23 protein-coding genes are annotated in these 24,847 nt (G+C 63.8%); 15 read left to right on the forward strand and 8 right to left on the reverse strand.

Features of this window, described 5'->3' with window-relative positions; all coding sequences use genetic code 11:
• Positions 1–31 precede the first annotated feature (31 nt).
• Positions 32–175: a hypothetical protein gene (locus tag EWU68_RS12980; RefSeq protein ID WP_156265470.1), complete on the reverse strand. Its 144-nt coding sequence runs from the start codon at positions 173–175 to the stop codon at positions 32–34.
• Between the two features lie 47 nt (positions 176–222).
• On the opposite strand from EWU68_RS12980, the gene EWU68_RS03740 reads away from it, so the two are divergent.
• Positions 223–1,929, forward strand: coding sequence for a long-chain-fatty-acid--CoA ligase (locus tag EWU68_RS03740; protein ID WP_129314550.1), 1,707 nt, complete (start codon positions 223–225; stop codon positions 1,927–1,929).
• A gap of 98 nt (positions 1,930–2,027) precedes the next feature.
• Here EWU68_RS03740 and EWU68_RS03745 read toward each other — a convergent pair whose 3' ends face one another.
• From EWU68_RS03745 to EWU68_RS03755, 3 genes are all read right to left on the reverse strand, one after another.
• Positions 2,028–2,738, reverse strand: coding sequence for a methionine ABC transporter permease (locus EWU68_RS03745; protein WP_129314551.1), 711 nt, complete (start codon positions 2,736–2,738; stop codon positions 2,028–2,030).
• Entirely contained in the window at positions 2,738–3,796 is a 1,059-nt protein-coding gene (locus EWU68_RS03750; RefSeq protein WP_420852870.1) for a methionine ABC transporter ATP-binding protein, read from the reverse strand. The genes EWU68_RS03745 and EWU68_RS03750 overlap by 1 nt, the downstream gene beginning before the upstream one ends.
• A 131-nt stretch (positions 3,797–3,927) precedes the next feature.
• Positions 3,928–4,824 (reverse strand): MetQ/NlpA family ABC transporter substrate-binding protein, encoded by an 897-nt coding sequence (locus EWU68_RS03755; protein WP_238692307.1) that lies wholly within the window; start codon positions 4,822–4,824, stop codon positions 3,928–3,930.
• A 425-nt stretch (positions 4,825–5,249) separates the two neighbouring features.
• Here EWU68_RS03755 and EWU68_RS03760 point away from each other — a divergent pair, with 425 nt between their 5' ends.
• Positions 5,250–6,671 carry an RbtT/DalT/CsbX family MFS transporter gene (locus EWU68_RS03760; protein ID WP_129314553.1) on the forward strand — a complete coding sequence of 474 codons (1,422 nt, stop codon included), beginning with the start codon at positions 5,250–5,252 and terminating at the stop codon, positions 6,669–6,671.
• 101 nt (positions 6,672–6,772) lie between these two features.
• Here the strand turns inward: EWU68_RS03760 and EWU68_RS03765 are convergent, their stop codons facing one another.
• The 3 genes from EWU68_RS03765 to EWU68_RS03770 form a co-directional block, all read right to left on the reverse strand.
• Entirely contained in the window at positions 6,773–7,561 is a 789-nt protein-coding gene (locus tag EWU68_RS03765) for an SDR family oxidoreductase (RefSeq protein WP_129314554.1), read from the reverse strand.
• A gap of 79 nt (positions 7,562–7,640) precedes the next feature.
• Complete coding sequence (locus EWU68_RS13390; protein ID WP_274542735.1) at positions 7,641–7,772, reverse strand: hypothetical protein; 132 nt, start codon at positions 7,770–7,772, stop codon at positions 7,641–7,643.
• 61 nt (positions 7,773–7,833) lie between these two features.
• The gene (locus EWU68_RS03770) at positions 7,834–9,336 is read right to left on the reverse strand and encodes an MFS transporter (RefSeq protein ID WP_129314555.1); all 1,503 of its coding nucleotides are present in this window, start codon (positions 9,334–9,336) and stop codon (positions 7,834–7,836) included.
• 345 nt (positions 9,337–9,681) lie between these two features.
• Here EWU68_RS03770 and EWU68_RS03775 point away from each other — a divergent pair, with 345 nt between their 5' ends.
• The 10 genes from EWU68_RS03775 (at position 9,682) to EWU68_RS03815 (ending at position 19,152) form a co-directional block, all read left to right on the forward strand.
• On the forward strand, positions 9,682–11,157 hold the full coding sequence (locus tag EWU68_RS03775) for an LLM class flavin-dependent oxidoreductase (protein WP_202976682.1): 1,476 nt from the start codon (positions 9,682–9,684) through the stop codon (positions 11,155–11,157).
• A gap of 37 nt (positions 11,158–11,194) precedes the next feature.
• Positions 11,195–11,746 carry a flavin reductase family protein gene (locus EWU68_RS13145; RefSeq protein WP_202976683.1) on the forward strand — a complete coding sequence of 184 codons (552 nt, stop codon included), beginning with the start codon at positions 11,195–11,197 and terminating at the stop codon, positions 11,744–11,746.
• Positions 11,743–12,171 carry an ester cyclase gene (locus EWU68_RS13150; protein WP_202976684.1) on the forward strand — a complete coding sequence of 143 codons (429 nt, stop codon included), beginning with the start codon at positions 11,743–11,745 and terminating at the stop codon, positions 12,169–12,171. The genes EWU68_RS13145 and EWU68_RS13150 overlap by 4 nt, the downstream gene beginning before the upstream one ends.
• A gap of 8 nt (positions 12,172–12,179) precedes the next feature.
• On the forward strand, positions 12,180–12,956 hold the full coding sequence (locus EWU68_RS03785) for a 2-keto-4-pentenoate hydratase (protein WP_129314556.1): 777 nt from the start codon (positions 12,180–12,182) through the stop codon (positions 12,954–12,956).
• Positions 12,957–12,996: 40 nt separating this feature from the next.
• A complete protein-coding gene (locus EWU68_RS03790) occupies positions 12,997–13,839 on the forward strand; it encodes an IclR family transcriptional regulator (RefSeq protein WP_129314557.1) in 843 nt (280 codons plus the stop codon).
• A 56-nt stretch (positions 13,840–13,895) separates the two neighbouring features.
• Positions 13,896–15,500, forward strand: coding sequence for an aldehyde dehydrogenase (NADP(+)) (locus EWU68_RS03795; protein ID WP_129314558.1), 1,605 nt, complete (start codon positions 13,896–13,898; stop codon positions 15,498–15,500).
• 33 nt (positions 15,501–15,533) lie between these two features.
• Positions 15,534–16,871 carry a flavin monoamine oxidase family protein gene (locus tag EWU68_RS03800; protein WP_129314559.1) on the forward strand — a complete coding sequence of 446 codons (1,338 nt, stop codon included), beginning with the start codon at positions 15,534–15,536 and terminating at the stop codon, positions 16,869–16,871.
• A gap of 12 nt (positions 16,872–16,883) precedes the next feature.
• Complete coding sequence (locus EWU68_RS03805) at positions 16,884–17,348, forward strand: riboflavin kinase (RefSeq protein WP_129314560.1); 465 nt, start codon at positions 16,884–16,886, stop codon at positions 17,346–17,348.
• 274 nt (positions 17,349–17,622) lie between these two features.
• On the forward strand, positions 17,623–18,387 hold the full coding sequence (locus EWU68_RS03810; RefSeq protein ID WP_129314561.1) for an SDR family NAD(P)-dependent oxidoreductase: 765 nt from the start codon (positions 17,623–17,625) through the stop codon (positions 18,385–18,387).
• 6 nt (positions 18,388–18,393) lie between these two features.
• Positions 18,394–19,152 (forward strand): SDR family NAD(P)-dependent oxidoreductase, encoded by a 759-nt coding sequence (locus tag EWU68_RS03815; RefSeq protein WP_129314562.1) that lies wholly within the window; start codon positions 18,394–18,396, stop codon positions 19,150–19,152.
• A 52-nt stretch (positions 19,153–19,204) separates the two neighbouring features.
• Here EWU68_RS03815 and EWU68_RS03820 read toward each other — a convergent pair whose 3' ends face one another.
• Positions 19,205–20,152, reverse strand: a complete 948-nt coding sequence (locus EWU68_RS03820) for a sugar-binding transcriptional regulator (protein WP_129314563.1) — start codon at positions 20,150–20,152, stop codon at positions 19,205–19,207.
• Between the two features lie 141 nt (positions 20,153–20,293).
• Between EWU68_RS03820 and EWU68_RS03825 the strand changes: the two genes are divergently transcribed.
• The 3 genes from EWU68_RS03825 to EWU68_RS03835 all read left to right on the forward strand — a co-directional run bounded on the left by EWU68_RS03825 (position 20,294) and on the right by EWU68_RS03835 (position 24,797).
• Positions 20,294–21,388, forward strand: coding sequence for a zinc-binding dehydrogenase (locus EWU68_RS03825; protein ID WP_129314564.1), 1,095 nt, complete (start codon positions 20,294–20,296; stop codon positions 21,386–21,388).
• A 141-nt stretch (positions 21,389–21,529) separates the two neighbouring features.
• On the forward strand, positions 21,530–23,221 hold the full coding sequence (locus EWU68_RS03830) for a dihydroxyacetone kinase family protein (protein WP_129314565.1): 1,692 nt from the start codon (positions 21,530–21,532) through the stop codon (positions 23,219–23,221).
• 70 nt (positions 23,222–23,291) lie between these two features.
• Positions 23,292–24,797 (forward strand): mannitol dehydrogenase family protein, encoded by a 1,506-nt coding sequence (locus tag EWU68_RS03835; protein ID WP_129314566.1) that lies wholly within the window; start codon positions 23,292–23,294, stop codon positions 24,795–24,797.
• The last annotated feature ends 50 nt before the right edge of the window (positions 24,798–24,847 follow it).

Here is a 24,847-nt window from a genome sequence, read left to right on the forward strand (position 1 = left end):
CCCGAGTGGGGAAGGGGCAATGGAGCGGCGCTCAGGAGAAGATCGCGACGAGTCCGATGATGACCACCCCGACCAGCACGGCAATGCCGACGCCGATCAGCATCCTCTTGTTGATCTCCCTCAGTACCTCGCGAACTTCTTCTTCCGTCCATTGTGATTTGCGGCGTGCACTCATGATGGCCAGTATTCCAGGTCAGGAGGCGGCATGGCAGAATCTCGTACATGGCAGAACCTCAGGAGCAGAACCCCGAGCCCCAGACGATGCAGCGGCCGTGGCTCAAGAATTACAACTCGTACACCTCCGCTGCTCTCGATCTTCCGGAGACCTCTCTGGTTCACGTCCTGGAGAAATCCGTGAGGGAGGCCGGACACCGTACGGCTCTGGAGTTCTTCGGCGCGACCACGAGCTACACGAGCCTCGGAGAACAGGTCTCGCGCGTGGCCGAAGGGCTGCGGCTCATGGGGGTTCAGGCCGGTGACCGTGTCGCGCTGATCCTGCCCAATTGTCCGCAACACGTCGTCGCCTTCTACGCGACGCTGAGGTTGGGCGCCGTCGTCGTCGAGCACAATCCCCTGTACACGGAGGGCGAGCTGCGCCACCAATTCGAGGACCACGGGGCGAAGGTCGCGTTCGTCTGGGACAAGATCGCGGACAAAATCACCAATCAGCCAGATGACCTGCGCCCGCGCCAGGTTGTTTCGGTCAACCTGATCGAGGCGATGCCGGGTCACCTCCGGCTTGCCCTCAAGCTTCCCCTCAAGAAATCCCGTGCCTCCCGCGGGAAGCTGGCGGGTTCCGCCCCGCGCACCACACCGTGGAAGACCCTCCTCAAGAACGATCCGATCGCAGAGGACCACCACCGGCCCACCGCCCATGACACGGCGCTTCTTCTGTACACGTCCGGCACCTCCGGAGACCCCAAGGGCGTGATGCTGACCCACCGGAACCTGGAATCCAACGCCCGTATGGGGCAGGAATGGATCGGTCCGGACGACGACGAGGTCATCTACGGTCTTCTGCCGCTCTTCCACGCGTACGGCATGACTCTCGGTCTGGGCGTCGCCATTGCGGTGCGTGCCAAGCTCGTGCTCTTCCCGACCGTGGACTTGGACTTGGTGTTCGCCGCCCTGAAGAAGTCCAAGCCGACAATCCTCCCGGCCGTGCCCCCGGTGTACCAACGCATGCTGGACATGGCCAACGAGAAGGGGACCGACCTGTCCGGGATCCGCTACTCGGTCTCCGGGGCCATGAATCTGCCGCCCCAGCTCGTTGCCGACTGGGAAGCGAAGACGGGCGGATACCTGGTCGAAGGCTACGGCCTGACCGAATGCGCGCCGCTCGTGGCCTGCAACCCGCTCAACGACACCCGCCGGGCCGGGTCCATCGGTACCCCGTTCCCCTCGACCGAGATCCGCATCGTCGACCCGGAATCGCTCCAGGACGTCGCCCGCGGGGAATCGGGAGAGCTGTGGGTCAAGGGGCCGCAGAGGTTCCGTGGCTACTGGAAGAACGAAGAATCCACCCGGTCGACCGTCACGGAGGACGGCTGGTTGCGGACCGGCGACGTCGTGACCATGGACGAGGACGGGTTCCTGTTCGTCGTCGACCGTCTCAAGGAAATCATCATCACCGGTGGGTTCAACGTGACACCGAGCGAGGTCGAGACGGCCCTGAAGACTTTCGACACGGTCAAGGACGCCGCCGTGGTGGGCATCCCGGCTGACGGCGGAGGCGAAGAAGTCGTCGCGGCCGTCATCATGGCGCCGGGACACGCCCTCGACGTCGATGCGTTGCGTCAGCATTGCTACACCAAGGTGACCCGCTACAAGGTTCCCCGGCGCATCGTCGAGGTCGAGGACTTCCCGCGCTCGATGCTCGGCAAGACCCTGCGGCGGGAAGTCAGGACGTTGGTTCTGGACAGGCTCTGATCAGGTCGGCAGACGGCCGGAACGGAACGAGGCCCGCGGCACCTTCCTCGGAAAGTGCCGCGGGCCTCGTGCTTCGGTGGGAGGCGTCCCCAGGTGGACTATCGCCGCATGATCTTGCGGGCGAGCCAGTTGCCGAAGAGCTGCACGAACTGGACCATCACGATGATGATCAGCACGGACGCCATCGTGATGTCCCAGTTGAACCGCTGGTACCCCTTGGACAGGGCGTAGTCACCGAGTCCGCCGGCACCGATGTAACCGGCCATCGCGGACATGTCCACGACGCCGATCAGCAGGAACGTGTAGCCCAGCACCAGCGGGCCGAGGGCCTCCGGAAGAATCACCGAGAACATGATGCGCGCCTTGGACGCACCCATGGCCCTGGCCGCCTCGATCACACCGGGGTCGATCGAGACCAGGTTCTGCTCGACGATGCGGGCCACCGCGAAGACGGCCGCGACGACCATGCCGAAGACCGCGGCCTTCATTTCGATGGTCGTTCCGATCGTGGCCAGCATGACCGGTCCCAGCGCGACCAGCAGGATGATGAAGGGGATCGGGCGCACGAAATTGACCACGAGGTTCAGCACGAAATTCAACGGCCGATTCTGGAGGATGTTCCCGCGCCGGGTCGTGTACAGAAGCAGCCCGATCAGGAAGCCTCCGATGCCGGCGATGACCATGGTGATGGCGACCATCTGGATGGTCTCGAGCGTGGCCTGGAGCAGCTCCGGGCGGACTTCAGCCCAGTCGGTCTTGGGCTTCGCCTCGAGCGTGGCCGCGATGAGGGAGTGGGAGTTCAGCGTCATCAGGCGCGCACCTCCTGGACGTTGGTCACGAGTTTGAGCTGTTCGACGGCGGCGTCCACCGCGGAGATTTCGCCCAACAGCTCGAGAGTGAGTTTGCCGTAGGTGCGGCCCTGAAGGGTTTCGAGCCCGCCCTCGACAATGTTGAAACGCACCTTGCGGTCACCGAGTTTCGACAGGACGTCGCCGAGATCGGTGTGGTCCGTGACCTCGACGCTCACGAGGTACCCCTTGTGCCGTTCGATCAGTTCCGACGCGCGGTCGCCCGAGGGCGTCGGCTTGACCGTGGTCGAGACGAAGCGGCGTGCCGGGGCGGTCTGCGGGTTCGAGAAGACGTCGTAGACGTTTCCTTCCTCCACGACCTTCCCGTTCTCCATGACCGCCACGCGATCGGCGATGGACGCGACCACGTCCATTTCGTGCGTGATCACGACGACCGTGATCCCGAGCTCCTCGTTGACCTTCTTGAGCAGCCCCAGGACTTCCTCGGTGGTCTCCGGGTCCAAGGCGGACGTCGATTCGTCGGCGAGCAGCAGCGACGGCTCGTTCGCGAGCGAACGGGCGATGCCGACCCTCTGCTTCTGGCCGCCCGAGAGCTGTTCGGGATAGCTTTTGGCCCGCGAACCCAGTCCGACGAATTCCAGCAGTTCCTGGACCCGCTTCCTGCGCCGGGCAGCAGGCCACCCGGCGACCTTGAGCGGGAAGTCGACATTGCCGGCGACCGTCTTGGAATTCATCAGATTGAACTGTTGGAAGATCATGCCGATGTTCGTTCGGGCCTTGCGCAACTCGGGTTCCTTGGCTCCCGAGATCGTGGTGTCCTCCACGGTCAGTGTCCCGGATGTCGTCGATTCCAGGCCGTTGATCAGGCGGACCAGGGTGGATTTCCCCGCGCCCGAATAGCCGATGATCGCGTAGATCTGTCCTCGCCCGATCCTGAGCGAGACGTCGTCCACGGCTCTGACGGGGGTCTTCCCGGTCCTGAACACCTTGGTGACGTGATCGAGGACCACCATGTCCGAGGAGTGCGCCTCGGACACGGGACTCGTGTGCTCGGTCATGTGCTTTCCTTGCTTGTCGGTTGTTTCGGCCTGCGTGGTTGCGGTGCCGTGAGCGCGTTCGACGCCGGTCGGCAGCGGCACTGCCTGACCGGCGTCGAACGCGGAGGAGGAATCCTGGGACGAAGGAACGACTACTTGTCCTTTTCCTTGTCCTTGTTCTCGTCCTCGAGCTTCTTCTGGACATCGCGCAGCTTCTGGACGTCGGTGTCGACGACCACGGCGGTGTTCTTGGACGACTTCTGCTGTGCGTCCTGAACGGGCTGGCTGCGGTAGATGTCGATGATCTTCTTGTACGTCTCGTTGTCCTCCTGGCCCTTCTGGGCGACGAACAGGTTGACGTACGGAAGGGCGGAATCCTGGGAAGCATCGTCCTGGAACAGTGCGTTCTTCGGGTCCAGGTTGGCGTCGTCAAGGAAGTCGTTGTTGACCACGGAGCCATCGACCGACGACATCGATGCGACGGTCTGGTTCGCCTCGACCGCGGTGACGTTGACCTTGGAATTGTCCTTGTCGACGTCGTTCTCGGTCGGCTGCAGGGTATCGCTCTTGAGCTTCAGAAGGCCTGCCGACTTGAGAACGTTGATGGCACGGGCCTCGTTGACGGCGTCATTCGGGATGGCGATCTTGCCGCCCTCGGGGATCTCATCGACCGACTTGTGGTTCTTGGAGTAGAGACCCATGGGGAAGATCGCGGTGGGTCCGACGATCTGGAGGTCGTCATCGTTGTCCACGTTGTAGTTCGCCAGGTAGGAGATGTGCTGGAACCAGTTGAGGTCCACCTGCCCCTGCGTCAACTGGGGATTGGCCTCGGTGTAGTTGTCCAGTTCCTTGTACTCGATGTCGATGTCCTGTTTTGCGGCTTCTTCCTTCAGGACCTTGTTGACCTCCATCTCCTTGGCGATGGCGATCTTCACGACCGTCTTTCCGTCTTTGGTCTCCGGGCCGCTGGGTGTGTCATTGCCGCCGCACGCGGCAAGCCCGAGGGCCAAGGGAACGATCGCCAGGAGGGCGCCAAGTTTTTTCTTCACGGCTATGAATCTCTCTACTCGGTGCGATGATCTGCGGGGTGATTCGACGGGGCGCGACCGGTGGCCCGGAGTGCCCGCCTGTCAGCCCCAATTACATCACGCGTCGTCCCCAGCGCCACCAGTCGCGGGGATGTGTAGCGCCGCCTTACGCGCCACGTCACAATGCGAAATATTTGGTGGGGGATGGGATTCGCTCCCGAGATGATGCCCGAGGCGGCATGCGAATTTTTCGCCGGATCGGCATCCTGGGTGCGACGAAGCCATGAACATATGTTCAGAACGGTTGTGCGATGTCGCAATTCGCGTTTAGGCTAACCGCATGCGTGTGGGACGTCTCACGTCATTCGGTTCTTCGTGAATGACGAGCGACTCACCGCGGAGTTTGTCAACGGGGACGAGCGTCGAGCCCCAAGAAGGAGCACCTTATGTCTTCCACTGCCGATTCTTCGGTACCTCTCAAGGTCGAAGGGCATTACCTCGACCGTATCGGCATACCTTCGGTCCTCAAATGGGGCTTCCTCGGAGTCCTCCTGTTCATGACCGGTTTGGGTGTCGAGTCGAACATCCTCACCCCTCACCTCGTCGAAGTCCTGCACAGCCCCGAGAGCGCGGTTGCGGGCATTATCGCTTCGTACTCGCTCGCCGTGGCCGTGGGCAGCTACCTCTCGGGAGCGCTGTCCGACCTCATCGGACCCAAGAGGGTCATGCTCATCGGCTTCCTGGTCTGGGCCGTTTTCCAGGTCGGATTCATCCTGGCGATGGCCAGTGGGATCTTCTGGCTCGTTGCGGTCACCTACTTCCTGCGCGGGTTCGGGATGCCTCTGTTCACCTTCTCGTTCCTGGTGTGGGTCAACATCACGGCGCTCAAGTCCAAGGCGGGAACGGCGATCGGTTGGTTCTACGTCATGTTCACCGGTGGTCTGCCGACCCTTGGCTCGCTGGTGGCAATCGGCGCCATCCCCGCCTTCGGTGGGGGAACCATCGGCGAGACCGGGGCAATCATCTTCTCCTGCCTCCTCAACGTCATCGGCTTCCTGCTGGTCTGGTTCGGGTGCCACGATTCGAAGGGCAAGCGTCGCATCGCTCCCGAGGGAGAAACCGCTTCCCAGGTGATCTTCTCGGGCCTGCGCCTGACCTTCACCAACACGAAGGTCCTCCAGGGTTTCCTGGTCCGACTGATCAACACCGCGCCGGAGTTCGGCATGTTCATCATCATGCCGGCGGTCATCAGCACGACGCTGGGGTGGGGCCAGTCCCGATGGCTCGCGATGACGGTGTGCGTCTACGCGGGAAACATTCTGTTCAACGCGTTCTTCGGCAACCTGGGCGACCGGCTCGGCTGGGTCACCACGGTGCGCTGGTTCGGTGTGTTCGCCTCGGCGGTCTCGCTGCTGGCCTGGTGGTACGTGCCCCATATGGTGCCCGCGGGATCGAACTGGGGGTACATCCTCTCCGTGATCGCCGGTATTTGCTACGGCATCTTCCTGGCCGGGTTCGTTCCCATGGGGGCGATCATGCCGGCCAATGCTCCCGAACACCGGGGTGCGGCCATGGCGATGTACACGACGGCGGCCGGTGGCGCGACGTTCCTCGGCACGGCCGTGGTTGCCGTGGTCCTCAACATTACGGGAGCCATGGGCATGAGCACTTTCGCCCAGAACTCGACCGTGATCTGGGCATTCGTCGCCCTCTACGGTTGCGCGTTCATCATGGTCGGCCACCTGCGTACCGAGCAGGACGACCCGGAGCACCGCCGCAAGATCAAGGAAGCGGATACTCAGGCCCTCGCGATCCAGGAGGCCAATGAGAATCACGTGACCATTCAGGACTCGACCAGTCGAGACTGACTGTCCGGACCGCGATTGAGCGGTCGCGGTGACTTTCACTGACGACGACGCCCCCGCGCAACCGCTTCGGTTGTCGCGGGGGCGTCGTCGTTGGTGCGACCTCAGAGCGTGCCCGGGTAGGCGCCTCCGTCGAGAAGAATGTTCTGGCCAGTGAGGTACCCGGCATCCTCGGAGCAGAGAAAGGCGCAGACTGCCCCGAATTCCTCGGGATTTCCGTACCGGCCTGCCGGTATGGCGGCTTTCTCCTCTTCGTCCAGCTCGTTTCGGCTCCTGCCGCTGCTTTCGGCTTGGGCATCAAGGGTGTCTATGAGGCGTTGGGTCGCGAATGTGCCAGGCAGCAGGTTGTTGATGGTGACTCCGCGGGAAGCGACACGCGGCTGCCTGGCCAGACCGGCGACGAACCCCGTGAGCCCTCCCCGTGCTCCGTTGGACAGCCCCAGCTCGGGGATGGGCGCCTTGACGGCGGACGAGGTGATGTTGACGATCCTTCCGAATCCTCGTTCGGCCATGTGGTCGACGGTCGCCTTGATCAGTGAAATCGGGGTGAGCATGTTCTGCTTCAGGGCCGACGCCCACTCGCCCGTGCCCCAGTTCCTGAAGTCTCCCGGGGGCGGGCCTCCGGCATTGGTGACCAGAATGTCGACCTGTTCGCAGGAGTCGATCAGTGTTCCTTGGACATCGTCGTCGGTGACATCACCGTGAACGGGCAGGATCTGACTCTTCGGGGCGACGGCCCGCAGCTTCTCGGCGGCCTCTTCGAGCGACGCTCGGTCCCTTCCGTTGATCACCACGTTCGCACCGTGTCGCGCGAGAGCTTCTGCGCAGCCGTAGCCGAGTCCTCTGCTCGCGGCACAGACGATGGCCCAGCGGCCCGTTATTCCATAATCCATGAGTCCTCCTTGTCGCCCACCCTGGGCGGACGCACCGAGGCCGGGGCCGACATGATCGGCCCCGGCCCGAGCCGTTGGTTTACCATTCAGGGCGCTCGTCGAGGATCAGTCCCTCCCAAGGCAGGGATCGGATGTTCCCGAAGAACGTGGACGCCGAGGGGTAGGCGTCCAGGGAGGCAAGCGTGGTCTGGGGTGCTGAGGTCGAGTACATGGTGTCCTCCTGGGGTGTGTTGTATCGGACGTGTTTGTGATCGGTTCGGGAATCAGAGGCCTCAGTGAGCCCGGTTCACGGGGAGAAAGATGGGCATGGTCGAGGTGTCCAGGTTCTCGTCGCGGTTCTGGTCGCGGACCAGCGCTTCGGCCTCATCGGCAGTTTCGACCACGGGCACGGATCCCACGAGCGGTCGGCGGGCCGACTCCTTCATGAAGAACAGGGCCACCAGCGCGAGCAGCGCGAAGAACATTGCGTAGAAGGCCGGGGAATAGGGGCTTCCCGTCAGCTGCATCAACCCTTGGCTGAAGAAGGGGGCCGTCCCTCCGAAGGCCGAGAGTGCAACGTTGTGGGTGAGGCCCATTCCGCCGTAGCGGGATGCCGTGGGGAACAGCGCGGGCAGCACGGATGCGGTGAGCGACAGATATCCGGTCACCGGAATTGCTATCAGGAACATGGCTACGTACACCGACCACTCCGTGCCTCGGTGCACGATGGCGAAGGCCGGTATCAGCAGGATCAAGGTCGAAGCGATGGCGATGAGATAGACGGGCTTCCTGCCCACGATGTCCGAGAAGCGGGCGACGAATGGGATGCCCGCAGCCACCAGGACAAGGATCGGGACCGTGGCCACGGCCGCGCCCACCGAGGTGACGCCCACCTCCGTCTCGAGGTATGTGGGCATGTAGCTGGTCAGGATGTAGGACAGAGAGCTGTCCGCCGCGGTCAGGGCGCAGCCGATCAGGACCGCAGGCCAAAAGTTCTTGATGATGCCGAGCAAGCCGTACCGACGGAAGATCGATCCGGGCGGAATGGTCACGGACTTGTTGTATTCGTCTTCGAAGGCTGGAGTCTCGGGGGTCCGCGTGCGGAACCAAATGACCACGGCACCGAGAGGGATGGCGACGAGGAACGGGATGCGCCAGCCGCCGTCGAGCATCGCGTCCTCGCCCCAGATGCGGGTTGTCACCGTGGACGTGATGGCGACGACGCCGGCACCGGCCGCGAATCCCAACATGGACTGGCTGTTGAGCCACGACGTCGCGATGCCGCGCTTCTTGTCCGCCGAAAACTCCGAGACGTACGTTGCCACACCCGAGAATTCGCCGCCCGTGGAGAAGCCCTGGATCATCTTCAGCAGGTACAGGGGAATCAGCGCCCCCAATCCGATGGTGTGAGAGGTGGGGAGGAGGCCGATCAGGGCCGTGGAACAGGCCATGAGAGTGATGGTCAGGTAGAGGATCTTCTGTCGGCCGATCTTGTCTCCCAACGGACCGAGGACCATGCCGCCCAAGGGGCGCATGATGAAGGAAACGGCGAACCCGGCCAGTGTCACCAGGAGGCCGATGCTCTCATCCATCCCATGGGTGAAGACGGTCGTGATGGTGACCGCGAGGTACCCGTAGATTCCGAAGTCGTACCACTCCATGAAGTTGCCGACGCCGGCGCCGATCTGAGCCTGTTTCATCTTCTTCCGGTCCACGATGACCACGTCGCCAACTTCGAGGTCACGCCCCACGAGGGGCGGGGCCGATGGTGACTCGGTGTTCTCCTGCTGCGCCATCTTTTGACTCCTTCGGATGCAGTTGGGGGGGGTGGCGATCCGGTCGAGGGTCCCAGGGGTCGCCGAAGCAACAACTTTTAAATGTTCATTAGATGGACGTTGTTGGTGCTTGATGCATCATCGTAGGGTGCCCTGGGTCACAGGTCAAGAAGTCCGGTCAACTTTGTGGTCGGTTCGGATATTTTGGGGCCTGATGGGTCAGAACGCTGACAAATCAGGGTGCTTACCATTTTTTGCTCGCACACTGCCACTGCGGGTCACCAAAATTTCGACCGAGAAAGCTCTTGACCCTGTGATTTGGACTACCGTAGGTTGTAGTCATTCAGTAAACGATACGTTCATTAGATGAACACGAAGGAGTGCGAGATGGACACGCCGATTCGGCTCTTTGCCTTCGATTTCACGGGCCCCGCTCACTTGTCTGCCGGACTCTGGCGGCATCCGAAGGACCGCGGGGACGAGTACACCTCGGTGCGCTACTGGACCGAGTACGCGACCATGCTCGAGAACGCCGGGTTCGATGGAATCTTCTTCGCGGACAACGTCGGTTACCACGATGTCTACAAGGGCTCCGTCAAGGATGCGCTCAAGGACGGCGCACAGCTGCCTGCCAACGATCCGACGTACGTTATCCCCGCCATGGCCGCCGTGACCTCTCGTCTGGGGTTCGGGGTCACGGCGAGCACGACCTACGAGAATCCGTATTCCCTGGCGCGAAAGTTCACGACCCTCGACCACCTGACCGACGGCCGCGTCGGATGGAACGTCGTGACGTCCTACTCGGACAGCGCGGCCAGGAATCACGGAATGGGGGAGCACCACCTCGGTCACGAAGAGCGTTACGCCAGGGCCGAAGAGTTCATCGATGTGACCCTGAAACTCTGGGAAGGTTCCTGGGAAGACGACGCGGCCCCGGCGGACCGCAGCAACGGCATGTACGCGGACCCGGACAAGATTCATCCCGTGGAACACCGGGGAGAGCATTTTTCGGTCCCCGGAATCCATCTTTGCGAGCCTTCCCGGCAACGTACGCCGGTGATCTTCCAAGCCGGCGGGTCCAGCAGGGGTACGGAGCTGGCGGCCCAAACGGCCGAGGCAGTGTTCATGAATGCCACCTCGAAGGCCGGGCTCAAGAAGCAGGTCGACAATCTGCGACACCGTGCCGCCGAGAACGGTCGGGACCCGAAGAACATTGCGGTCCTGCAGATGATCACCGTGATCAGCGCGGCCACAGACGAAGAAGCCGAGCGCAAAGCACAGGAATACCTCTCCTACGTCTCCTACGACGGTGCCATGGCTCGGTACAGCGGCTGGTCCGGTCTGGACATGGATACGTTCGACCCGGACGTTCCCCTCGCCAACGTCAACACGAACGCGGGCCAGACCATGGTGGACCTCTTCTCGAAGATGGACCCCACCAAGGAATGGACGCCGCGAGACATCGCCGAGTACATCGGGTTGGGCGGGACCTCGCCGGTCATTGTCGGAGGTCCGGCCACCGTGGCGGACGAGCTCCAGTCATGGATCGACGAGACAGGGATCGATGGGTTCAATCTGGCCCATGCCGTGGCGTACCAGGATGTCAGCGATTTCGCCGAACACGTGGTGCCCGAACTCGTCGACCGCGGTCTCATGCGGACGCCGGGTGAGGATACCTCGCTCAGGGCGGCGCTGTTCGGCGGGACCTCGGATCATCTGAGAAGCGATCACCCCGGGGCCAAGTACCGCCGTACCACTGTTTCACCACAAGGGGCGGACACGCACCCGAACCAACTGGCCACGGCCCCCGCGCCCCAAGCCCTGTCCACTGCGGGATCCTGATCGATCCGCACAGAACACACGAAGGAGGAAAATCATCATGACCGCTGCACCCTCAGCCGCCCCCGCGACGGAGAACGTCATTACCAAGGAGGACTACCGAACGGTTTTCGGGCAACTTCCCACGGGAGTCACCGCGATCACCGGGCGCACCGATGAGGGATACCCCATGGGGCTCGTCGTCGGTACGTTTGCCTCCCTCTCGCTCGACCCGCCGTTGGTCACATTCTGCGTCGACAAGTCGTCGAGCACCTGGCCCAGCATTCGGCACATGGAGCGCTTCACCGCGAACATCCTGACCAAGGACCAGTTGCCGATCTGCCGGGCCCTGTCCCGCAAGGGCACTGACAAGTTCAAGGACGTCGCCTACTCGGAGAGCCCACTCGGCACGCCACGTCTCGAGGACTCCTTGGCGTGGATCGACTGCCAGGTTCTGTCCGAGGTCGTGGCGGGCGACCACTACGTCATCGTCGGCTCCGTGGAGGTCATGGAGGCCGGCGTCGGCGACGCGTTGCTCTTCAAGGGTGGCAAGTTCGGACGCTACGAGGGGATCGACATCGATTCCGCTCACACGGGAGGGGTAGCACGATGACCGACATGTTGAACAAGGTCACCGACGCATGGACGCGTGCCTGGGGCGATGGCGACACCCGGGCTTTCGAGGACCTCGCGGCCCCCGAGTACCGGCGTCATTCGAAGACTGGCGAAGAGGGCATCGAGGAGGTCACCCAGCAGATACGACAGTCCTCCGCGGCCTTCAGCGAATTCACCGTCGAGGTGGTCAACGCGATCGAGGACGACGGCGTCATCGCGATCCTTTGGCGCAGCACCGGCAAACACACGGGTGAATTCATGGGCGTGCCGCCCACCGGGCGCACCGTGACCGTGATGGGTTCATCGTTCATCAAGCACCGGGACGGGAAGCTCATCGATGAATCCTCCGTGTGGGATCCGCGGGAGCTGCTCTCCTCGATGCGTATCTGGCACCTCGGTGACTTCCTGCGGCAAACCACATAGGAGACTTCATGGATATCGAGACAATCGCCCGCTCCATCGTCGACGCGACCGACCGTCGCGAACCGCTCGACCGAATTTTCCCGGATGAGACGGGTTTGACGCCCGACCGCGCATTCCGTGTCCAACAGGAAGTGGTCCGGCTCAAGGTCGAACGCGGGGACGCGGTGGCGGGGTTCAAGCTGGGGAACATCGCCAAAGCGATGCAGAACCGGTTCGGGATCGACCAACCCGATTTCGGGTACATCATGGCTCATCAGTTCCATCCGGAGAACGTGACCCTTCCGTCCGAGGACTATATTCAGCCTTTCGTCGAGCTGGAACCGGCGTTCGTCCTGAAACGTCCCTTGGGCGGAAAACACACCACGTCCGCGGACGTCATCCGCGCGACCGATTGTGTGATTCCCTCCCTGGAGATCATCGACTCCCGGGTCAGGGGCTGGGACATCGGCATCTTCGACACGTTGGCCGACTCCGGCTCCACAGGGGCGATCGTTCTCGGCTCGCAACCGAGGTCCCTGAGCGACGTCAATCTTGCGGACATGCCGGGGCGGATCGACATCGACGGGCGCACGGTCATGACCGGCAATACGTCCGAAATCTATGGAAGTCCCATCTCGGCGATCGCGTGGCTCTGCCGGCGGCTGTCGGAATACGGGATCACGTTCTCGGAGGGCGACGTCGTTCTTCCCGGCAGCTGCCTGGAAGCGATCGAGATGCAACCCGGAACAGACCTGGAAGGCGTGTTCGAAGGATGGGGTGGTGTCCGCGTGAGATACGGAAGCTAGGCCATAGGCTGGTGGTAATCGATAGGAAGGCCACCACAGAATGACCGACAAAGACCTCGAAGCAACCTCAGGCACGACGGGCGGCAACCGGTCCGTGGCCCGGGCGGTCCAGATCATCAGGGCCGTAGCCGGCAGCCCGGACCCCGTGACGGTCAGCGAAGTCGCGAGAATCGTCGACTTGCCCAGGCCCACGGTCTTCCGCATCCTCCTCACCCTGGAGGAAGAAGGGTTCGTCGATCGCTCGAGCAACCATTACAAGCTCGGATGGGACCTTGCTCGTATCGCTCGCAGTGTGGACCCGACGGTAGGCATCGCGGCCCGGGTCGAACCGATCGTCCAAGGCATCGCGGAGGACCTCGAGGACACCGTGACCCTGAGTGTGATGCAGGGGCCCGGCGACCTCGACCTGGTCATGCAGAAGTCGCCCAGAACGATGGCCGTGCGGCTCAACGACATGAGCGGCATGAAATGGCCGTTGCACGCGTCGGCCACCGGGAAATTGGTGCTGGCGGATCTTAAGGAGCAAGAGCTCAGGTCCATGGCGGCTTCGGGGCTCAAGAAGATCGCATCCAAGACCATCACGGACTACGACGACCTGGTCAAGGAACTCGAATCCGTGCGGGGCAACGGGTGGGCAGAGATCGAGGACGAACTCGAGGACGGGGTCTACTCGCTGGCCGTTCCGATCCAGGACAGCCACGGAGTGATGGTTGCGGCCCTCGCCCTCGTGGCCCAGAGCTACAAATTCGACTCCGTGAGCTTCCGCAACGAGAAATTGCGGATCCTGCTCAACGGGGCCCACGACATCAAGAAACTGCTGTATTCCGCGACGTCGAACGAAGACAACGAATCTTCCGAGGGCTCGATCCAAGTGAGCCAATGATCGGATCCTGATTCTTCCTCTCTCGACGCCGCGGGACCGGCGAAGGAGGAAGACTCATGACCACGACCACCATCCAGGGTTCGCTCATCGGCACGCGCTCGGTGACCGGAGGCGCAGGAACCGTCCGCGGCGTGGATCCCCGGACCAATCAGGCCTTCGGGGACGAATTCTCGCTTCTGGACTCGGACCAGGTCGACGAAGCGACGAGGCTGGCCGACGAGGCCTTCGCGACCTACCGGTCCACGGACCCCGAGACGCGAGCCGTCTTCCTGGAATCGATCGCCGAGAACCTGGAATCCGTGGGCACACAGGTTGTCGAAACCGCCCAGCGGGAAACCGGGCTCCCCGAGGGACGACTGTCCGGGGAACTGGTCCGTACGGCCAATCAGCTTCGCCTGTTCGCAACCGTGGCCCGGGCGGGCGACTACCTGGGAGCGCGAATCGAACCGGCCCTTCCGGACAGGAAACCGCTGCCCCGTCCGGATCTCCGTCAGGTCAAGATTCCTCTCGGCCCAGTTGCAGTCTTCGGAGCCTCGAACTTTCCCCTGGCGTTCTCGGTCGCCGGAGGCGACACGGCGTCCGCCCTCGCGGCGGGTTGCCCCGTCGTGTTCAAGGCTCACAACGCCCATCCCGCGACCAGCCGCATCGTCGGGCAGGCTATCGCGGACGCGGTGATCTCGGCGGGACTCCCGGTGGGAACGTTCTCTTTGGTCTACGGGGCAGGGAAATCCGTGGGCCAGCAGCTGGCGGCGGACCCGCGCATCAAGGCCATCGGCTTCACGGGGTCGCGATCCGGCGGCGTCTCCCTCATGGAGACGGCCGCGGCACGCACGGTACCGATTCCGGTGTACGCGGAGATGAGCTCGATCAACCCGGTGTATGTCCTGCCGTCCGCGATCCGAGACAACGCAGGCGCGCTCGCGGAGGGTTTCGTCGGGTCCCTCAACGGATCGGCGGGTCAGCTCTGTACGGCTCCGGGCCTCCTCTGGGTTCCGGAGGGCGCTGAAGGAGACGCCTTCGTCGACCTCGTTGTCGAGGAGCTCTCCCGTGTGAGTGGGCTTCCCATGCTGACCGAAGGCATCTGCCGGTCCCGCGTCGAGGGGGAAAAGCGAATCGCCGACGTGGAAGGGGTCGAACTGATCGCCCGGGGGCACGAGGGAGACACCGAAAACGCTCCGGCCCCGACCGTCTACCGGACCACGGCCGAGAACTTCCGGGCCCGACCCGAACTCTCCGACGAAGTTTTCGGGGCCTTCTGCCTGGTCATCACATACTCCTCCGAGGCCGACCTGCTCCAGGCCGTCGACTCGACGGAAGGTCAGCTCACCTCGACGCTCCACCTGGATCCCGAGGATGCCCAGGACATTCGTTTTGCCCAGGATCTCGTCCCGGCGGTTCAGCTCACGGCCGGTCGGGTGCTGTTCAACGCGTGGCCGACCGGCGTGGACGTCGGAGACGCCATGGTCCACGGCGGGCCCTTCCCCGCGACCTCGGACGGCCGGTCGACGTCGGTCGGAACCCTCGCCATCGACCGTTTCCTTCGCCCGGTGGTCTTCCAGTCCACGCCCGAGGCACTCCTGCCCCAGAGCCTGCTGGATTCGAACCCCTGGAACCTGGTCCGCCGCGTCGACGGCGAGTTTGTCCTGCCCGAGAACCAATAGCAGCGCCACCGGATAACAGCACAGAAGGAAAACATGATGCAGACATATGACGCGGTCGTCGTCGGCGCCGGATTCGCGGGTCTGGTCGCCGCGCGGGAGCTCGGACGCAAAAACAAGAAGGTGCTCGTCCTCGAGGCCAGGGACCGTATCGGTGGACGCACCTGGACGGACCACCGCCTGGGCCGGGACCTGGAACTCGGCGGAACCTGGGTCCACTGGACGCAACCCCACGTCTGGTCCGAAATCAGCCGCTATGGTCTCGAAGTCACTCGCGGTCCCCGTGCCGAACGGACCTACTGGTATTCCGGAGGCCACGTGGAGACCGGAGACCTCGAAGAATTCATGGATCTCATCGATCCGGGAATGACCCGGCTCCTGGAGGACACGACCGATTGGATTCCGCGCCCGGACACTCCGCTCGCCAACGAGAAGCTCGCCGAAGCCGATGCCGTGACTCTCCAGGAGCGGCTCGACGCCCTCAACCTGCCTCCCGAAGAGCAGGACGCGAACGCCGCGGCGTGGGTGGGTCACTTCAACGGCCCGCCGGATCGCAGCAGTTTCGTCAACGGGTTGCGGTGGACCGCCGCCGCGGCGGGGCACTGGAAACTGATGCACGAGTCCACGGCAATCTTCCGTCTCAAGGAAGGGACGAAGACCCTGGCCGCGCGCATCGCGGAAGAATCTGGGGCCGAAATACTGCTCGACAGCCCTGTCCGTGCGATCCGTCAGGACGACGACGGCGCAACCGTCGAGTTCGGGGACCGACAGGAGGTCCGGGCGCGCGACGTCGTCGTGACCCTGCCGCAGAACGTGCTTGACCGCATCGAGTACTCGCCGGAGCTGTCCTCCGCGAAGAAATCGTCCTCCGAGGAGAAGACCGCCTCGCAGGGGATCAAGGTCTGGATCCGGGTCAAAGGGCCGATCGAACCGTTCTTCGCCTATTCGACACCCCGACACCCGTTGTCGGTGATCCGTACCGAGTACGTGGGAGAGGACGACGCCGTCCTCGTCGCGTTCGGTGCCGACGCGAGCCGCCTCGACATCGAGGACATCGAGCAGGTCCGCGAGGCCGTGCGGGCCTGGCGCGATGACCTTGAGGTCCTGGAGGCCACCGGCCACGACTGGATGTCGGACGAATGGGCGGGGGAGACGTGGATGATCAGCCGCCCGCACCAATTCACGACCTACCACGAACACATGAGCCGGGCCGAAGGCAGAGTCCACTTCGCGAGCGGGGACTTCGCCAATATCTGGGCCGGGTTCATCGACGGTGCGATCGAGAGCGGATTCCGGGTCGCGCGGGAGATCGACGACGCCGACCAGGACACCGGGCCAGAGGGAACCGGTCCCGCGCCGCAGGGCGAGCAGTAAGGAGATGGCGACATGACCACGATTACCGGACGAGTGGTACCGGGGGACCAGAGGGGCCGGACCCTGGGGTTCCCGACTGCCAATATTTCGATCACCGGGCGGGAGGACCTCGACGGCGTGTGGGCCGGAACGGTTCGGCTGCCCAGCGGGGCAGCTTATCCGGCCGCCGTGTCGATCGGGCGACGTCAAACGTTCTATTCGGGGTCGGCAGAACCGTTGTTGGAGGCCCATGTCATCGGGTACACGGGCGATCTCTACGGTCTCGAACTCCGCGTGGACCTGGATGCCTTCCTGAGAGAACAGCTTCCGTTCCGCAACGTCCAGGATTTGATCGACCAGATGCACCGCGACGTCGCCCACACCCTGGTGGCGCGGGAGTCGTGGGAGACCTGCGGGGGCCTCGGCCGCGCCGACGCGGCGGTGTCCGTCGGAGGGCGTGCAGCAGTGGCGGCGGCGGTTGCGGACACCCCTCGATGACGGGCGTCGGAACCCGGCCCGAGCCACGGCAACAGATGCGGCAGGGAACGCTGGGCGCAGCACCGCGGGTTCCCCGATGGGCGATACAGCGTGTCGCCTCGGCGGTGGGTGCCGGAGCATACACCGCCGATCCGCACACCTCCCGCCGGACTGGGGCTACTGCCCGACGGGAATCGATCGGGGCGATCGCGCGACAAGCCGGCGTGAGCAAGAGCCTCGCCCGAAGGTGCCTGGCCCAGCTGGCGACATTCAATGAGCAAGGAGACGGATAGACATGCGCTACGAGAACAAGGTTGCTGTGGTGACCGGAGCGGCGGGCGGCGTCGGTCAGACCCTGGTGAGGAAGCTCGCGGACGAGGGGGCGGCCGTGGTGTTGAGCGATCTCGCCGAAGAAAAGACGAGCAGACTCGCCCAGGAGATCCGAGACCGGCAGGGTCGGGCCGTGCATCTGGCGGGGGACATCCGCGAGCCCGAATACTGCGGCAAGCTCGTTGAACTGGCCGAGAAGGAATTCGGACGCCTCGATATCGTGGCGAACAACGCGGGCATCATCCCCCGGGGCACGATTCTTGAAACGACCGACGACATGTGGCACACGGCCCTCGACGTCAACCTGACCGCCATGTTCTACATTTGTCGCGCCGCGATTCCTCTGATGAAGGCCAATGGTGGAACAATCATCAACACCTCTTCCGTATGGGGTGTCTATCCAGGTCCGGGTCACATCGCGTACTGCACGAGCAAAGGAGCCGTTGCCTCGTTCACGAAAAGTCTCGGCCGGGACCACGCCCCGGACGGCATCCGGGTCAACGCGGTGTGCCCCCACGAGATCAATACGCCGATGCTCCGGTCCGGATTCGAGCGGCGTGGTCTCGACCCCGAGAGCGCTGTGGACGACCTGGGCCGAACTGTGCCGCTGGGACGTGTCGCAGAACCAGAGGACATAGCGGACGTCATCCTCTTCCTGGCCTCCGACGAATCCCGGTACATCGCGGGCGAAACTATCGAAGTGACCGGCGCGAAGCCGGTGGGAAGCTGAGGATCCATGCAACTCGCTGACAAAGTGGCGCTCGTGACGGGCGGGGGCCAGGGGATCGGGCGCGGAATCGTCGAAAGATACCTTGAGGAGGGCGCGAACGTCGTCGTCGCCCAACGCTCGCGTCTGGATGCTGAGCTGGAAGAGCGTCCCGACGTCGCCCATGTGCCGGTCGATCTGTCGGATTCGGCGGCACTCGCGGACGTGGTCGACCGGGCCGCCGAGGTCTTCGGGGCGCTCGATATTCTGGTCAACAACGCCGGGCTCATGGCTGAGCACCACATCTCGGAGTTGCCCCTGAAGGACTGGCAACGCATGGAAGCTGTCAACGTGACGGCCCCGCTGTTCCTGTCGCAGGCCGTCGTCGCCCACCTCCGGAAGAGAGGCGGAGGAAGCATCATCAATATCGGATCGGTCGAGGGAATGCTCACCAACCCGGCCCACGCGGCCTATGCGGCTTCGAAGGCCGCGGTACACGGTATGACCCGAGCCATGGCCATCGACCTCGGACCGGTGGGCATCCGGTGCAATGCCATTGCGCCCGGTTGGATCACCTCGGACCTGAGCGAGAAGTACCTGGACTCCAAGGAGAATCCGGTTGAGGCTCGCTCGGCCCTTCGCGACCTTCACCCCGTCGGACGTCTCGGCCAGCCGACTGATGTCGGGGATCTCGCAGTCTATTTGGGCGGGGACCACTCGGGGTTCCTGAGCGGCGAGGTCATCGTCCTCGATGGCGGCCGGACGATTCGTTTGCCCACCCCTGACTGATCGGCGCCTCGTGGGTGCGGGTGGCCCGAGTGCAGCCGAACGCCGAGAGCGCCTAGACCCGCAACGCCCGCAGGATGTGGGTTGCGGTCGCTTCGTCCGTGACCAGGCGGCGGAAAAACTTCATCGACGCCGCAGTGACGATCGACCAGCATTTTTCTTCGCCCACGGCCACGGCCGTGGAATACGGGATCGTGGACAGATCCTCGGTCGGGATGCGCACGATGCGGTCCGACCCGGGAAACGTCAGCTCCCGACCGTCGCGATTGAAGAAGTGAAGGCAGACGTCTCCGATCGAGTCGGGGAGGCTGTCCTTCGGAATCGCCGAGGACAGTGAGGTGCGACCCGTGGTGGGGGACCCGATGCCGACGATCGCTCCCTTGGCAGAGCGCCACAGCCTGCGCACTTCTGCGAAGGACTCGTCCTTCTGCAGTGCCTGGTAGATGCTCTTCGAGGGAATCGCGCTCGCGAACAAGGGGGTGTGGGTGCTTCCCGTGTTCTGGGAGAGCATCCGGACGATTTCATTGGTCTGGTGCCAGGCCTCCGGCTCGGACACGCCGCCCACCGACGGCACCAGCTTGACCCCGTCCATGCGGGAAAGCCTCATCTGCGCGATGCCGTAGAGAGCCATCCCCGAGGAGATCACGAGCGCATCCCCCGAGGTCAGCCGCATCGCGTCCACGGCCCGCTGGACCGGAGGAAGCATCCCTTGCCCCATGGTCGAGGGCTGCATGCCGCGGGCGAGGTAGACCTCTTCCAGGTGCAGGGCCGAACGAAGCCTTTCGGCCAGGTCGGACCGGCCCTCCGCATCGGGATGAATGATGCGTATCTGGACCATCCCGCTGGTGCGTGCGTGGGTCAGCATGCGGCTGACGGTGGGGCGCGAGACCTTGAAGGCTTCCGCGATCGCGGATTGCCCCTTGCCCTCTTCGTAGTACATCCGCGCGACGGCATAGAGGCGGTCGGCGTCGTAGAGGTCTTTGGGATTCTTCTTCTCGTCCATGGGTACTCGCTTGACGTGTTTCAGGTTTCGCTACATCGTAACGCCGATCACCCCCAGTGTGAACATTTGTGCTTGACATGTGTGCTGAGGTCTAAAACAATGTGTTGTGCGTGACATCACGTGCGACACGAAGGAGTGACCATGAGCACCACCGCTCTACCGACCGAGATGCGGGCCATCGTCTGCAACAAGCCAGAGGACTACACCCTCGAGACGCGTCCGGTACCGCAGCTCGGCTCCGACGACATGATCATCCAGGTGGAAGCCGTGGGTGTCTGCGCGTCGGATCTGAAGTGCTACCACGGGGCCGTCAAGTTCTGGGGCGACGAGAACCGTCCCCAGTGGGCCAAGGAAGACACCATTCCCGGGCACGAGATCACCGGCACGATCGTTTCCGGCACTGACCAGGCGTTCAACTACCACGGTGTCCATGAGGGGGACCGCATCGTCGTCGAGCAGATCGTTCCCTGTGAGGAATGCCGTTTCTGTCTCCGCGGCGAGTACTGGATGTGCGGCCCGCACGACATGTTCGGATTCCGCAATTTCGACGGCGGCATGGCCGAGTACATGCTCGTTCCCAAGCGGGCGCGGGTGCACAAAATTTCTTCGGACGTGAAGCCCCAGCACGCGGCCTTCGCCGAGCCCCTGGCATGCTCGTTGCACGCCGTCGAGCGGGCCAACATCAAGTTCGAGGACGTCGTCGTGATCGCCGGTGCGGGCCCCATCGGTCTGGGCGCCATCATGGGTACGCGGGAGAAGAACCCGCTCACGATCGTTGCCCTGGACATGGACAACGCCAAGCTCGATCTCGCCAAGAAGTGCGGCGCGGATGTCACGATCAATATCGCCGAGGAAGACGCGATCGCCAAGATCAAGGAGATGACGGACGGCTACGGCGCCGACGTCTACATCGAGTGCACCGGTCACCCCTCCGCGGTCGGTCAGGGCCTCAACCTCCTGCGCAAGCTCGGAACCTACGTCGAGTACTCCGTCTTCGGCCAGGACGTCTCCGTGGACTGGTCCATCATCTCGGACGACAAGGAACTCAGCGTCCTCGGCGCGCACCTCGGGCCGTACACCTGGCCCAAGGCCATCAGCCTCATCGAGTCGGGCAAGCTGCCCCTCGACGAAGTCTGCACTCATCAGTTCCCGCTGGAGAAGTTCCAGGAGGCCCTGGACAGCGTCGCCGACTCGGCCGGCTCGTCCATCAAGGTCTCGATCTTCCCCCAGCAGTAACCGCCTTCGGGTGCGGCCCGGCCAGCCACGGGCCGCACCCTTCGGCCACCCCTTGGGGGCACGAACATCAGGCCCCTGCCACGGACGACCAGGTCGACGGCTCGAGCGCAGTTCGGCGACCACCAGGAGGAGACCGCTCCCATGACCAAGCTCTACAACGATCCCGCCGAATTCTCCGATGAGCAGCTCGAAGGGTTCGTCGACCTGTATTCGGACCGGTTGGCCCAAGTGCCCGGTGGCGTGATTTCGCTTCCGCCCAAGACCCCGCAGGTTGCCGTGATCGTCGGCGGCGGCTCGGGCCACTATCCGGCGTTCGCCGGCCTCGTCGGACCGGGATTCGCCTCCGGCGCCGTGGTCGGCAACATCTTCACGTCGCCCTCCGCCGCCCATGTCTATTCCGTGGCCAAGGCCGCAGACCAGGGCAAGGGCGTCGTGCTGACGTTCGGCAATTACGCCGGGGACAACATGAACTTCGGCATCGCCGCGAAGATGTTGCGTGCCGAGGGGATCGACACCCGCGTCGTCGTCGTCAAGGACGACATCGCCTCCGACCCCCAATTCGACAATCGCCGCGGGATCGCCGGCGACTTCACCGTCTTCAAGGCGATGGGAGCGGCGGCAGCGGCGGGCAAGAGCCTCGACGACGTCGAACGCCTGGGCAACCTGGCCAACCGACGCACCCGGACCCTCGGTGTCGCCTTCTCGGGATGCACGATGCCGGGCGCGAAGACCCCTCTTTTCGAGGTCAAGACCGGCCAGATGGGCGTTGGGCTCGGGATCCATGGGGAGCCGGGAATTCGTGACGATGTCCGGCCGTCGGCAGAGGAGCTGGGCAGGCTCCTGGTCCGCACGGTCCTCAAGGATGCTCCGGAGGAACCCGGCGGTCGGATCGGCGTGATCGTCAACGGCTTGGGCACCACGAAGTACGAAGAGCTGTTCCTCCTCTACAGGACCATCGCGCCCCTGCTGCGCGATGCCGGGTACGACATCGTGCACCCCGAGGTCGGCGAACTCGTGACCAGTCTCGACATGGGCGGAGTGTCCCTGACCGTGTTCTGGCTCGACGACGAGCTGGAGCCGTTGTGGACCGCGGATGCCTACGCCGCGGCCTACCGCAAGCAGGGTGCTCCGCTGGGAACCATCGACGAGACGTACGAAGGCAAATCGACGGCCCTGGACGAGGACTCTCTCGTGGAGGCCAGCGACGCAGCGCTCGAGATTGCCCAGCGCGTCAGGACCGCGGCCTCGGCCGTCGCCGACCTGATGCACGAGCAGGAGGCGTATCTCGGGGAGATCGATGCCTACGCGGGAGACGGCGACCACGGGCGCGGAATGGTCCGGGGAAGCGATGCGGCCCTGGAAGCCATCGAAGAGGCCCCGGAGAAAGCAGGTCCGGCGTCGCTCGTGAAGTCTGCGGGACGTTCCTGGGCCATGCAGGCCGGCGGCACGTCGGGTGTGCTGTGGGGAGCCTCGTTGGAGGCAGCGGCGAACACGATCGACGACGCCGCGGAGGACTTCGCGGACGACGACCTCATCCGTGCCGTCAGGGCCTTCGCGGACTCGATGGTCACCCTCGGCGGCGCCTCGGTCGGCGACAAGACCCTTCTCGACGCGTTGCTGCCTTTCGCGGACAGCCTCGAAGCACACGGCGGTTCATTGCGACAGGCATGGGCGGCCGCCGTCGCGGATGCCAAGGAGAGCGCCGAGAAGACCTCCGAACTCCGTCCGCAGAAGGGAAGGGCGCGGCCCCTGGCGGAGAAGTCGGTCGGTCACCCTGACCCGGGAGCGATTTCGATGGCGATGATCTTGGAACTGCTCGGCAAATCCTTGTAATTCCATCCCGATTCATCGGAACGACGTCCAGCGGTCGCAACAGATCGCAGCCTACCGAAAGGCCGACATCATGGTCAGACTCAAGAATTCGACGCTCCAGGATATCGAACGGTCTGCGACGTCACGACTTCCCGAAGGCAGCACCTTCCGGGTTCCGTCCTACGACCGCAGCGAACTCGACGTCGGCGTGGTTCACTTCGGGGTCGGTGGTTTCCACCGTGCTCACCAGGCGAGGTACTTGGACGAGCTCTTGTCGCAGGGTGAGGCGAAGGACTTCGCGATCTGCGGCATGGGTGTTCTGCCGAATGACAAGTTCATGCGTGACACCCTGGCCGAGCAGGACTACCTGTACACCCTGGTCGCTCGTTTCCCGGACGGACATGAGGACATTCGGGTCATCGGATCGATCGTCGACTACATCTGGGCCCCGGAGGACCCGGCCGGCGCGGTCGAGTACCTCGCGCAGGAGAACATCAAGATCGTGTCCCTGACCGTGACCGAGGGCGGGTACAACTTCAACCAGGTCACGCACGAATACGATCTCGAGAACCCGCTGGTGGCCGCGGACCTGGCGGATCCGGAGCATCCGCGTACGGTTTTCGGGCTGGTGACTCAGGCGCTGAAGGTGCGCCGCGAGCGGGGCATCACCCCGTTCACCGTCCGGAGCTGTGACAACATCCAGGCCAATGGCGACATGGCCAAGCGGGTTTTCACCGCTCATGCCCGGGCCGTCGACCCGGAACTGGCCTCCTGGATCGAGGGGAACGTCAGCTTCCCGAACTCCATGGTCGACCGGATCACGCCGGCGACCACGGACGAGGACAGGCAGTACGTCCGAGACGCATTCGGATACGAGGACGGTTGGCCCGTCATCACGGAAGACTTCATCCAGTGGGTCATGGAGGACGACTTCGTCAACGGTCGGCCACCCTACGAAGACGTCGAGGTCCAGATGGTCGACGACGTCGAGCCGTACGAAAAGCTCAAGCTCCGGATGCTGAATTCCTCGCACCAGGGCCTGTGCTACTTCGCCCACCTCGCGGGGTACCACAAGGTGGACGAAGCCGTGTCGAACCCGCTGATCGCCGACTTCCTCATGGCCTACATGATGCGCGAGGCTAAACCGACGCTCGATCCCGTGGAGGGAATCGACGTGGACGAATACGCCCGCACGCTCATCAGCCGGTTCACCAACAAGTACGTCAAGGACACCGTGCCGCGGCTCTGCGCCGAATCCTCGGACCGCATACCGAAGTGGCTCATTCCGGTGGTGCAGGACAACTTGAGAAGCGGTGGCGAGGTGCGCATGGCGGCGGCCATCGTGGCCAGTTGGGCGCGCTACGCCGAGGGCATCGACGAGCAGGGCAACTCGATCGCGATCGTGGACAACGCGGAGGAGAAGGTCCGAGCCGCCGCCCAGGCCCAGAAGGAGGACGAACTCGCGTTCCTGAGGGACAAGGACTTCTTCGGCGACTTGGTCGATCAGCCCCGGTTCACGGAGGAGTACGTCGCGGTCTTGCGGTCATTGCACGAGGTCGGCAGCCTCAAGACCCTGGAGAAGCTCCTGGCCGATTGATATAGCGTGGGTGTGCGCGTCCCCGGCGGATTCCATGGGTCTGCGCCGGG

Source organism: Rothia koreensis (genome assembly GCF_004136575.1).
GTDB classification, from domain to species: Bacteria; Actinomycetota; Actinomycetes; order Actinomycetales; family Micrococcaceae; genus Rothia; species Rothia koreensis.